10 protein-coding genes are annotated in these 12,550 nt (G+C 35.3%); 2 read left to right on the top strand and 8 right to left on the bottom strand.

The features are described from left to right. Positions 1-543: biotin/lipoyl-containing protein (locus DEF52_RS01345; protein ID WP_336597882.1), on the bottom strand; the 543-nt coding region annotated here is incomplete at its 3' end. A 73-nt stretch (positions 544-616) separates the two neighbouring features. Between DEF52_RS01345 and DEF52_RS01340 the strand changes: the two genes are divergently transcribed. Continuing rightward, complete coding sequence (locus DEF52_RS01340; protein ID WP_006280060.1) at positions 617-1,105, top strand: SH3 domain-containing protein; 489 nt, start codon at positions 617-619, stop codon at positions 1,103-1,105. Here DEF52_RS01340 and DEF52_RS01335 read toward each other — a convergent pair. The 7 genes from DEF52_RS01335 to DEF52_RS01305 all read right to left on the bottom strand — a co-directional run bounded on the left by DEF52_RS01335 (position 1,102) and on the right by DEF52_RS01305 (position 10,277). Further along, positions 1,102-1,587, bottom strand: a complete 486-nt coding sequence (locus tag DEF52_RS01335) for a WBM0748 family T4SS-associated protein (protein ID WP_151807643.1) — start codon at positions 1,585-1,587, stop codon at positions 1,102-1,104. The two genes, DEF52_RS01340 and DEF52_RS01335, sit on opposite strands and share 4 nt — an antisense overlap. A 123-nt stretch (positions 1,588-1,710) precedes the next feature. Next, positions 1,711-4,527, bottom strand: coding sequence for a hypothetical protein (locus DEF52_RS01330; RefSeq protein WP_151807642.1), 2,817 nt, complete (start codon positions 4,525-4,527; stop codon positions 1,711-1,713). Beyond that, complete coding sequence (locus DEF52_RS01325; RefSeq protein WP_006280308.1) at positions 4,508-6,862, bottom strand: VirB4 family type IV secretion/conjugal transfer ATPase; 2,355 nt, start codon at positions 6,860-6,862, stop codon at positions 4,508-4,510. Before DEF52_RS01325 ends, DEF52_RS01330 begins: the two co-directional genes overlap by 20 nt. A 44-nt stretch (positions 6,863-6,906) precedes the next feature. After that, positions 6,907-7,281, bottom strand: a complete 375-nt coding sequence (locus DEF52_RS01320) for a hypothetical protein (protein ID WP_151807705.1) — start codon at positions 7,279-7,281, stop codon at positions 6,907-6,909. 94 nt (positions 7,282-7,375) lie between these two features. Beyond that, the gene (locus DEF52_RS01315) at positions 7,376-8,599 is read right to left on the bottom strand and encodes a hypothetical protein (RefSeq protein ID WP_015589419.1); all 1,224 of its coding nucleotides are present in this window, start codon (positions 8,597-8,599) and stop codon (positions 7,376-7,378) included. A 122-nt stretch (positions 8,600-8,721) separates the two neighbouring features. Beyond that, complete coding sequence (locus DEF52_RS01310) at positions 8,722-9,750, bottom strand: NAD(P)H-dependent flavin oxidoreductase (RefSeq protein ID WP_151807641.1); 1,029 nt, start codon at positions 9,748-9,750, stop codon at positions 8,722-8,724. 5 nt (positions 9,751-9,755) lie between these two features. Beyond that, entirely contained in the window at positions 9,756-10,277 is a 522-nt protein-coding gene (locus DEF52_RS01305; protein WP_151807640.1) for a cytochrome b, read from the bottom strand. A 1,064-nt stretch (positions 10,278-11,341) separates the two neighbouring features. Between DEF52_RS01305 and DEF52_RS01295 the strand changes: the two genes are divergently transcribed. Further along, complete coding sequence (locus DEF52_RS01295) at positions 11,342-12,538, top strand: phosphoglycerate kinase (protein ID WP_151807639.1); 1,197 nt, start codon at positions 11,342-11,344, stop codon at positions 12,536-12,538. The last annotated feature ends 12 nt before the right edge of the window (positions 12,539-12,550 follow it).

The raw sequence follows: 12,550 nt of genomic DNA, 5'->3' as shown, positions 1-12,550 counted from the left end.
CTTAGCTAATGGGCTTATTTTTGTTCTACCTTCTGCATAACCCTCTGTCATCTGAGTAGCTGACACTGGGATCCATTCTTCTTTTCTAGATCCCAGTGTCAAGCACTGGGATGACATTGAGGGGTTGGATTCCAGCGTCACGCGCTGGAATGACACCGAAGAATGACTTATTGGCTTTCCGTTTAAATCTTGGTGTTCTGATTTTTGATTATCAACAGCACTTTTTGTCACTTCCTTTTTAACTGCACTATTGATGGAAGTTGAAGTATAGTTGTTAAGTGCACTTTCATCTTCTCCTTCTTCCAGCATTAAAGCTATTGGTTGATTTACAGACACGCCATTTGTTCCTTCTGTTACTAAAATTTTTGCTATGACTCCTTCATCTATAGATTCAAACTCCATTATGGCTTTATCAGTCTCTATCTCAGCAATTACGTCGCCTACTTCAACTTTGTCTTGTTCTTTTTTATGCCACTTTACAATTTTTCCTCCAGTTTTGCTCATTGTCGGTGAAAGAGCAGGCATTAATATTTCTATAGGCATTGATTTTGCATTTAAAGATCTATTCAATTTTTAATTTACTCTTTATCTTATGTCAACCTAATCGTGAATTATGATGAATAAGTCTGTTACACTATCCCTCACGTTATCCCAGTGCGTGACACTGGGATCTTGGTTCAGTACTATTATCCTATTGTTTTTATTATTTAGCCATAGCTTGTTTGCTAACAACTTTGTTTCAACCAAATCAAATAAGATCAACATGAGAACGGGGCCAGGGTTTCACTATCCTGTAAAATGGATATACACTTGCAAAAATCTGCCCCTGAAAGTGATAGAAGAGTTTGAGAGTTGGAAAAAGGTCTGCGATATAGATGAAGACTGCGGATGGATAAAAGGCAATCTTCTTAGTGATAAGCGCTACGCGATTGTAAAAGAAGATACTTATGGATATCAAAAACAGAGTGTAGACAGCAAGATTACTATGAAAATAGACAAGTTTGTTGTGATGAAGATAGAAAAATGCAACGAAGAATGGTGCTTTCTTTCCACCCCAAAACGCAAAGCATGGGTACAAAAAAAACATATATATGGGGTTGATTAGGTTGACAAAAGATCTGAATTAACACTAGTTTCTGGGCCTTCTGTAGCATGCTCTTCAGATGAAGCAGAGGGTTCTTGAGGCTCTGGAGACTGTACAGGGCTATCACAGAAACTCCTTAACATCTCCTCAGCGGATGAATCTAAAATTTGTACAATAGACTTTTCACTCTGCTCTCTTAGCGATTGATCCACTCTAGAAATCAACTCAGAAAACTCGCTACCTGATTTTTCAGCTTCACTTTTTATTTTACTTTCTATGCTTGCAATATTACCTTGGTCAATTTCTTCTTTTGTTATGTTGAATGACTTTGCAACATCTTGATATCCAATCTTGCAATTTCCACAACCAATTATGCAAAAAGCAATAGAATTAGATATTTCGCTTGCAGCCCACTTATGTATAGCGTAAGCCAAATAATTGTCATGGTATTTAATGCTAAATTGTTGTTCTATTAACTCAGAAATTTTATTCTTTAGAGACATAAAGCACCCTCCTCTTACATTCGTTATACCTTTTTGTTAAGATACAGCAATTACACCATTTACTACATGCTTTACTTTAATTAATTATTAAAACAAGAGCATCATTTCCAGAGCTATATCTTTTTACCTTGATAATTCTTTTTTGACTTCCTCTTTAATTATCCCACTTATATTCACGTTAAGATCCCCTACCCAAAAATCAGTCATAGTTTCAAGATCGTATAGATCCTCTATTACTTTTTTAATAGCAGCATTTATTTCTTCTTCATCAAATTCCTTTATAATAGGTCTAATCTTCACATACCCTGGAGAGCCTTTACCATAAATTCCTTTGCTTTTATTAATGCAGCCACCTGCACCAGATCTACTGCTTCTCAAACCACTTCCACACTCTACTGTTTCATACTTGATTTCACCATTTTCTATATATGCTATTTGATTGTCTTGTGTAGACTTCAGTTTATCTGCCTTTACAATTTTCTCCTCTAGCTTTAAATCTTGCTTATGAATTACTGTTTCCTCATAACCCTTACCACCGTATGTTCTATACTCACCTCCACCTGCAACAGTAATCAGTTGCTGGCAATGTTGCTTCTGCGAATTGCACATTTCTATGAAAACAGGTCCCCCGTCCTTATCTGAGAGGTTACTTTCCTGGTTACCCCCTCCCTCTGTGACTTGCACCTTAATTATAGGATAATTAGGATCGATTTTCAGTTTAGCTTTAATATAATCTCCTGGCATCCCTACTCTGCTTTCAGTAGAATGGCATTTTTGATTGTCACAGCCACTACCTTGTATATGACCTGCTTCACCACTTCCCCACGCTTCTATTTTAATACGATCAAATTTTATTGATAAGTCATCTGTATAAACATCTTTATTTTTATGATCATAGGATTTTTCATTATTTTTTTCAAGATCTGGTTTCTTATTTTTCAGATGTTCCTTGATTATCTCTTTTAATTTTTCTTTTAATTTCTTTTTGAGACCTTCTAAATCGAACCTACACAATTTATCAGCGTAAAAGACCTCTGTTCTGTTTGTTTTAATTGGTGCTTCTTGTTGCGTGACAACGCCATTTGCATCTTGTGAAATCTTTGTATAAAAAGATTGAGTGTTTTCTTTATCTACATATCGTGTTGAACGGCTGCATGTTCCATTAAAGCAGATGCAACCATCATCACCTTGATTACATTTTTCTCTATGCTCTACATCCGTCAATTTGTATACTACTTTCAGTCCTTTACTAGATTTAAATGTATCGTCTATCTCATCATTTCTTTTTACACAGTAACTGCATTTTCCCTTTTCCTGCTTATTTTCATCAGGGAAGAAAACATACCCTTGTTTATTGAATATTATTTTATCTAACTCACTCTGATCTCTGTTTAAGAGATCGGCTCTTTTATTTTCCTTGCTTGGAAGATAATAGAACTGATTTGATTCCTTGGAGTAAACAGCATTGTATTTAGTATATCTTGTTCCCATTAATTTTAGTGGTATTATTTTATTTTCTCTTTTAAGAACAAACTCCTCTGGTTCTGGCTGCCATCCAGAAAGACAAAGCATTTTACTGTTAGAATTTCCTTTATACTTTACTTCTATTTCCGGCTGCCCAGAGTTATTAAATTCACATTGAATAGATTTGTCTTTTAACTTTTTCTCAAAATCATTAAAACTATAAAAACTTCCGCCTTTAGAACATTTAATTTGCACATCAGGAACATAGCCATATTCTTTCAGAACTTTAAATTGTTGCGGATTACTTTCTAATATACCTTCTATAATATTATCAATATTACTATCAGTTGTTTTTGCTACTATTGCTGGTTTTACTACTTTTAAAGATAGGGGGCCAATGTTTATAGGATGGTTGAGGTCAGTATTAACATTAAAAGTACAGGAACCATTACTATAGGTTCCATGTGCTTTAGCACAAGTGCTCTCACTCATCTTCATTTCTACTTTCAATGTATTTGCATTTACTATCTCCACTATCTCAGGTTCTGGAGCAGGTGGTGCAGGAAAACAGCGGATGAACTGTGGATTGTTTTCATCTATACTTTGAGTTCCAAGGTATTCAGCGCAGAGCTTATCTTTTTCTCTATAAGTTTTGAAGTAGTACGTGATGCCATCTTTGTCTAAAATAGAGCGCCACTCAGCTTTATTTTCTCCATACCCTTTAGGGAAATCTAATTTTTCTCCAATCTCTCCGTCTCTTCCTTTCAGATCACCAATGATTACCTTAACCTTAGGATTAAAGTAATCATTGTCTTTATCTGTTATAGGAACAATTCTAACTTGTGGAAGCGACATTGCAAGTTGTTCACAAAATGGAGGGGGGCCAGGTGCAAGTGGAACAGGAGCACATTTTACTGCCGTTTGGTAGCAGGTATCACAGACTTTTTCCATCTCCCCAGGACGGAAAATATTCTCACCCGAAAATACTCTAGAACCCCATGAAGAAATTCCTGACATACAAGCCCCTTTTTGACTGCAAGCACATATTTTAGGAGAGTTAGCGAATCTTCTTTTTTCCTCATCAGTAACACCGTCTGCCCATTCCCATTTAAGACCCCGAGCAATTTCTCCTCCAGCTTTTGTTTTATCTCCTTCCCAGTCGATAAAAGCTGCAGCAGAAACTCCAGCTCCTGTACCTTGCGTTCCATATATCTGGCGGCAGGATTCCCCACTTTGTAAGTCATAACAATAACTTTGTCCATCATAAGCACATACTCTAATTTTGGGATTAAAGTAACCATCAACTCCTTGATCTTTTATTGCTTGCACCTTAATTTCCTTTACCCAATCTCCACCAACTATTGCTTCCCACCAAGTATTACTTTCTACAAATGTTGGACAATCAGCATATCCTTGATACGAAAGACCAAGTATCAAAAAAAATATCAATAAGAAATTAAGCCTTACACTTCTCATAAAATACCGGTAACCACTCATTAACTTCTTCTCCTTTTTCTTTTATTGCCTCATACATATACTTTATAGTCTCTTTGTTAGCTGAAAGTACATGTATTTCTTGCATATCCTTCAAATCCAGATTTAAGGTTACTAATCCTTTGTACTGTTTTATCAAAAATAAACCTTCCTGTGTTGGCGTCTGCAGAATTATATTCAGCTCCTCTTTCGATAGAGAAAATGCCTTCATGTATAATCTATTTGCATTGACGTTCGGCATCAAGATTCTTGTATCAACATGTTTATCTAAATATTGAGTAAATTTGCTAGCAAATGCGAGATTTAAATTCTCAGTACTTAGGATTACTACAACATTTAGTTCCGTCATTCTTTGCATCCAGTTATCAAACTCTTTCTCTGTAGGAAAAATATTACTTATCTCCCATGCTTCATCCAAAACAAGTATTGCAGGCGAGCCATCACATTTTGCCTCAAAAGAATATAAAAAATAGTAAAGTATCACGGACATACATTCCTTTTGTTTTGTAAGGTTTGCGGTGTTGAGAGATATAATTTTTGTTTCCCAGTCAATATCTGATTCATCACCATCTTGAAATAAGTAAGCAAAGTCACCATCGTCACACCATCTACTTATCTTACCCCCAAGGAGCAAGAGCACCTCAGAAATTTGTGAAATAGAACGTGATTCCTTGGGTATAGCAAATATAGAATCCACAATTTTTCTTATCTTTTCTTCTACGTCCACCAAGCTCGTATCGGCTACCATTCTTCTGATCAGTTCAACCAACATATTGCGATTGGAAGCACTATCTTCAATGTTTAGTGGATTAAATTTTAGGCTTTTGTCCTTATATTTTGGATCGATTATGTAATATTTACCACTCACTGCTTTAGTAAAAATTATTGATTTTCCAGTGTTATCCAATATGACAATTCTTGGGTTAAACTTTCTTGATTCTGATAATAGAAAATTAATGAGTGAAGTTCTGCCTGAATTTGGAGCTCCGAGTATCGTAGTATGGCCATTATTTCTTTTTCCATGAAAATTAAAGAAGTAAGGATTTCCTTTTTTTGAGAAAAAAATCATTACCGCTTCTTTCCACCTTCTTCCTTTTAATGTACCTGACGTAAAATCGTGCAGCATAGCAAAGCTGCAAGCGTATTTTGTTAAGATATTTTTCGGTTGCGTAATAAAAGCAAAATTGCCTGGAAGTTGTGCCCAAAAATGACTTTCCATATGTAAATCAGTTCTAAACATCATGAAGCCAACTAATGACATTATAGAAGATAAATCACTAATACTTTCAGCTAACTTATTCCTATCATCTGCAAATATTGTAAAAATAATTTTCTGTTGGCAGAAGTCTATACTAGAGGTCTTTTCAAGCTCTATTATTTCTTCAATTCCTGAGCTTTTAAGTAAGGTATTATCCTCACTAATTTGCAGCATGTTGATTTGTTTTTTAAATTCTTTTATTGCTTTGTTATTACTAGTAAATATCATTATTTCTGTAATGATAAATTCAGATTCAAGCTGCAAGCATCTATCTATATTACCTAAAGAGATTTCCCGGTATTCTTTTATGCTGAAAATAGAGCCAAATTTCTGTTGATTTTCAAATATTGTTTGAAACGTATTGAAACCAAAAGCTATTTTAAAATTTCTAATATATTGCGACAGGTCCCTTTCATGTATTGGATAATCTTTGTGCGTTAATGTAACAATATAGTGGAGAAATTCTATCATTTCAGAATATATTTTACCTTCACTAAACCTTAGACTCAGTTTTTTAGCTCCAAAAGGTCCTAAATCATTTTGAATTACGTCAGTTATCTTTTGCAACTCCTGATGGCTTTCTTGTAAAGACAACTTATGCTTATTCTTTATTCTATTGAAAAAAAACGAATTATTAGTATGCTTGCCAAAATCGCTAAACAATATTACAATGTATAGTTCATTTATATACTGTAATTTACTATCAGTTAGTTTATTAAACCACGTTGAATGTAGGTTGTCAGAGAAGTCTTCAGTTTTATTCCATTTCAAGCTCAGTTTATTGCGCTTTCTAACGGTATGAATCCAAACGGTAAAATACAGGCTATTAATATTTTTTGATATGCTTTTTCTAATTTCAGTTCTGAGGTCGCTGTAGTTATCAACAGAAGAATAATCTTCTAACTTGATTATTTTTAACAATTCTCCCTGTTTTGTTAGTATGGTTTCTTCATCGTAATGACAAGCATAAGGAACAAAATCTAAATCAATGCTTTCTAGTAATGCTAAGTTGTTCTTTTTTTTAAGCTTAGAGTTAACTGTTGGTACTTTTAACTGCATATGCGTATTCAATAAAGATAATTAAAAAAGATAAAAATACTATCTTAATTTTTATCTTTTTTTTCGCTATCGGATTGTAATTTTATATCTTTTGCAAAGTTAAATTTTTCTTTTAAGTAGTCTGTTGCCTTTTCTGTACTACCGAACATCAGGACCAGTACACCAAACATTATCATAAAAAAGATTAGACCTCTGAACACTACTGCAAGTATCACTGCAGCTATACACAACCCTATGATTGTTGAAGGACTCATATTTTCTACAGTATCTTTAACTGAAAATGAAGAAATAAAATTTTTTACCGTTTCTTGTATAACCTTTAATTCATCACTCGCCGAACTTGCTTCGCTAGAATATGATGCAAAAATGAAACTTAATAAGGCTATAAAAACCGAAACTTTATTCAATTGAATGCGCATCAACTAAACACCTTTTAAACATTCCTCAAATATAACAACTTTTATATCAATAGGCAAGAACTGAATTCACTTATCCACTACAAGTAACACATATTTAATTTTTACCGCTGTGAACATGCTGTAAGCTCTTATCATCAACAAGAGGACTCACATTAATGGATGTTAATTTACTTGATAGGAAGTTTGAATGCAATTCAGCTACTGCTGCTATAGCAAGCACTGCAACCATAGCAAGTAGTCCTGCTCCTATCAATCCTGATGTCATTGCTCCTGCAACAATGCACCCTATTGTGGAGAGAGCACAACCTGCTACAAGTGCAACGTGAAGATTTCTGTTATTGGGTTGGTTTTTAAGTAGGATATCTTTCTTAACTTGATCTGGATTTGCTTGACCATCTGAGTTTTCATTTTCTTGCATTTTTGGCTCTTTTTTTACAGTCTGCTCTGGCTGCACTTGAGTCTCGTTTTCTTTTGGGGATTCCAAATTTGATTCTAATAACTCAGTTTTTTCTCCACCCTCTGGTTGTAAGCCATTATCTCCTTCAACAGAGCTCAATGTTGAGTTTAAACTTTCCTCAGATGAAGTGCTTGTTACTAAAGTTAAACTGCTCCTTCTGCTACTTACTGGTGATTTCAAACTTTCTTTACTCGTTCTAGGTGAGTCTATTCCACTATCTGAGTCATTGCCACTACTGAGTTTAGAAGTTTTCTTCTCCTCTATTTCTTTCACAACCTTGCTATATTTTTCAAACACTTCCTCTGCAACATCTGAATTACTAAGTATTTTATTATCACCACTTTTTTTCTCAGCTACATTCAAGGGTGTTTCTTGTGTGTTGTTTTGCTCTTCAATATGTTTTAGCTGCATTTGATCTTCAATATTTTCTTCAACAGCATTTGGTATTGAGCTTACACTGCTGCTCCTGTTAGTAATATCCAAAATTGTTTTTACTATTTTTCCTCTTATTGTTTGTGGTCTTTGTGATTGTTCTCTTTCATTGTTAAATACTGTAGGTACAGCTAGTTCTTCTGATTTTATTACTTCATCTTTCAATGCAGGAAGAAAGTTTTCGATATAATACTTATAATGTTTTTGATATTCCTCTTGTTTTTCTGGTGATTTTTCTAATTGTTCTCTCAGCGATTTTTCTAATTCAGTTAATACCTCAGGACTAGCTCCTTCCTTGAACAACTCTATGCATTTTTTGATAGTTCCATCTCCCTTTTGTGGGCTTCCATATTTATGATTTTCTTTTGTTACCTTTTTGTATATAGTGTCGTGCAATTGTTGGTTAATATCTTTTTTAGAACTTAGCATAGACTCCTCCATACATAACAAAATGTATAGATACCTCTTTAGCGTTAATTTTACATTAAAACTGGGCAATTATGCCATATTATAAATAATTGCGGCAACTTGCTTATTGGAAGGTCGCTTAACTATTTGCTTTCTGGGCTTTCTACTTCTACAGATTTGCTATTAATATGATTCTTTGCTTGTTGAACTAACATATCCACTACTTCTTTTACAGGCTTTTCCTTATCAACCATGCCAACACTTTGGCCAGCCATTAAAGATCCCGTTTCAACATCTCCATCAATTACTGCTCTTCTTAAAGCTCCAGCCCAGAATTTTTCTATTTCAAGCTGCCCATCTTCTTTTGAGATCTGTCCCTTTTGGTATTCATCAATAACTTCTTTTTGACGCTTCATGAAGTCATCACTTGCTTTGTTGGCTATAGCTCTTACAGGAATTACAGGAAAATCAGCACTTATCTGTACAGAAGGTATTGCATTACGTGCGGCCGATTTAATAAACACTTCCTTGAAATTTTTGTGGGCAATTGACTCATTAGTGCAGACAAATAATGTACCTATTTGACAGCCACTTGCTCCCATTTCCAGGTAATTAATTATCATTTCACCTCTTCCTATTCCACCTGCAACAAACACTGGTATTTGTTCATTTTTAAAATGAGGCAATATCTCTTGTGCAAGAACAGAAGTGCTAACTGGACCTATATGCCCACCTGCTTCCATTCCTTCTATTATTAATGCATCTACTCCCATTTTTACTAACCTTTTCGCAAGGCTTAATGCTGGTGCAAAGCACATAACTTTAATGCCTGCACCCTTGATTTTTTCTATATTAGGCTTTGTTGGCAGTCCACCGGCAAGCACTATATGGCTCACTTTCGTTTCAATACACACATCTATCAACTCACTCAACTTTGGGTGCATAGTAATTAGGTTTACACCAAATGGCTTGTTAGTTAATTTTTGTGTCTCTATGATTTCTTTTTCCAGTAAGTCTGGGAACATTGCACCACATGCAATCACACCAAAACCACCAGCGTTTGAGATTGCTGAGACCAAGTTTCTCTCTGAAACCCAGCTCATAGCACCACCCATTATCGCAAACTCACTGCCAAGAAAATCTGTTCCTTTTTTCCAGAGGCTACTTAACATATAACCTATATCATACGTTTAAAAATGTTTTGCTTATCTATAAATGTGTGCTTCAAAGCGCCAAGTATATGTAAGATTATAAAGAGTACCATAAAATATGCAAGCATCGAATGTAGCTCGTTAGCCGTGTTAGCTAGATCTTTGTTTTGATTAATCAACAAAGGGATATGAAAAAAATATTTGATCTGTTTGCCAGAAGCAGAAGACATGACATAGCCAGATAGTGGCATTAGCACCATTAAAGAATATAAACCAAAGTGTACTGTTTTACTTGCATTGATTACAAACCGAGAAAAATTTGCTGGAAGTGGTGGAACATAAGTAAAGACGCGAAAAAATATGCGTACTATGATTAATCCAAGAATAGTGATACCGCAAGCCTTATGAATAGCGTATATGTTGAACTTAATTTCATTGCTAAGTGGCAGGCTTTTCATATAAAGTCCAGAACAAAGCATACCGATAATAAAAACAGCCATCAACCAATGGATAACTCTTAAACCTAGGCTATATTTATTGTCTTCCATTTTGATTACTCTAAAGTAGCATTTATATAATAGAAAAACTATTTTTCAATCAAAATTATTAAAGCAATTTAGATTTACCAACAATGTAGCTATACAAATTCGACCCAGCCGGGAGTCAAGGGCACCTAAGCCATAGAAACGGATTAAACGAAAAACTTGCTTGACACCCTTCGCCAGCCCCCTTATCATAAAACTGAAGCTATTGTATTTGCTTTCGCCAATCTGCAGATTAAAAGGTAAGGATTACTTAATGTATCGGCGTCTTATGTTTAATTTTTTGCAGTACATAGATACTGTATGTCTTTACAAAACTTCATCTACATCTAGATTTTTATCTAAATAAGCTGAACGCGCTTATAAAGCGTTACAAGACATCAAAAAATGCCAATACTCGACAGAGATAGTAAAAGACTAGCTAACTCGGGGATTCTTTGTCTTTTTTTCTGCTTAGTAAACTTCTTAAACATTTGCAGCGTAAGTTAGTTGCAATTAAAAGCAGCTTAATCTTGCTTGTCAAGCGTTTAAAACATAAAAAACGCCAATATTTTAAAGCGGATAATAACCCCAGGGCTTCTTTTGCCTTTTTTTTCATTTGGTAAATTTCTTAACGTTTGTAGCTAAACGACAACCGTCATCCCGCTACGTGTTAGCGGCTAAGAGATACCGCGGCGGTATGACGGTTTGCGGCGGCATGACCTCGTCATTCCCCTACGTGTTAGCGGGATCTAGAGATACCGTGACGGTATGACGGTTCGCGCGGTGGCATGACCTCGTCATCCCGCTACGTGTTAGCGGGATCTATGCTTTGAGATACCGCGAATGAATCGCGGTATGACGGTGTAGATGATGGTTAAGTAATTCGTCATCCCGCTACGTGTTAGCGGGATCTCTTGTTAGCGCCGCAGCGGTATGACGGTTCGCAGCGGTATGACGGTTCGCAGCGGCATGACGATAAGGTTCCAGTGTCAAGCGTTTGGCATGCAAATTTCCTTAAACGTTCGTAAGCTTAAAACTTTACTTTAGATCAAACTGCTGTATAGTGACTTTATAGCTTCAATTTTGTAATGAACATACCTAGTATAGAAAATTGTGATCTTCACAATAAAGCCGTCTTACTTAGAGTTGACTTCAATGTTCCTATAAAAGATGGAGAAATTCGTGATGTCACTCGTATTTTGAGAGCATTGCCTACTATTCAGTATTTAGTGAATGCGAGTGCAAAGATTATTATTATATCACATTTTGGACGCCCAAAGGCCAGAGACAATAATCTGTCGCTAAAAAATGTAATTGACACTTTATCGCAGTTACTAAATAAAAAAGTGAAATTCATTGACGATTGCGTTGGTGAAAAAGTACAAAGAGCAGTAACTGTTATGGATGCAGGAGATATAATATTACTAGAGAATCTAAGATTTTATAAAGAGGAAGAGCAAAGTGACTCAAATTTTGCCAAACAACTAGCATCTCTAGCGGATATATATGTAAATGATGCATTTTCTTGCTCTCACAGAGCTCACGCTTCTATTTCACGCATTACAGAATTTTTACCCTCTTATGCAGGGTTTTGCTTGCAAGATGAGCTAAAGTATCTTGAAAAAGCTGTATCGTTTAAAGCTAAACCTATTACTGCGATAGTTGGGGGAGCTAAAATATCAACTAAGATAAAAATGCTTATAAAGCTAACAGAAAAGGTTGATTACCTAGTTCTAGGTGGTGCAATAGCCAATAATTTTTTGTCATTTAGCAAAGTAAATATAGGGAAATCTTTCTTTCAAAATGGTGTTGACGACCTTCTACATAATATTGTTGAAACAGCAAATAAAAACAATTGCAAAATAGTTGTGCCAGAAGACGTTCTGGTTGCAGTAAACTCTGATTACAGCACTAGTATTTCAAGAAGAACTGAGTCCATTTTGGACGGTGATATAATTTTGGATATCGGACCACAAACTTTGAGTACAATAAGCAGTATAATAGCAAGCAGTAAGACTCTGCTGTGGAATGGACCTATTGGTGTTTTTGAACATTCAGCTTTTGCAAGTGGTACAATAGGGGTAATGAAAATCGTAAGTGACTTAACGCACAAAGGAAAGTTAACCAGCATAATAGGGGGAGGCGATAGTCTATCTGCAATAAGCGCTGCAGGCCTTACCGATAAGGATTTTACATATGTTTCCACTGGTGGAGGAGCATTTTTAGATTGGTTAAGTGGCGATGAAATGCCGGGAGTTGCTGCTCTGCAAAAACGATTAGATTAAAACTTTTTTAAA

Origin of the sequence: Wolbachia endosymbiont of Nasonia oneida, from assembly GCF_009012935.1 — a bacterium.
GTDB lineage: Bacteria > Pseudomonadota > Alphaproteobacteria > Rickettsiales > Anaplasmataceae > Wolbachia > Wolbachia pipientis.
The sequence above is the reverse complement of the archived record's forward strand: the minus strand, read 5'-3'. Positions and strand labels throughout refer to the sequence as shown.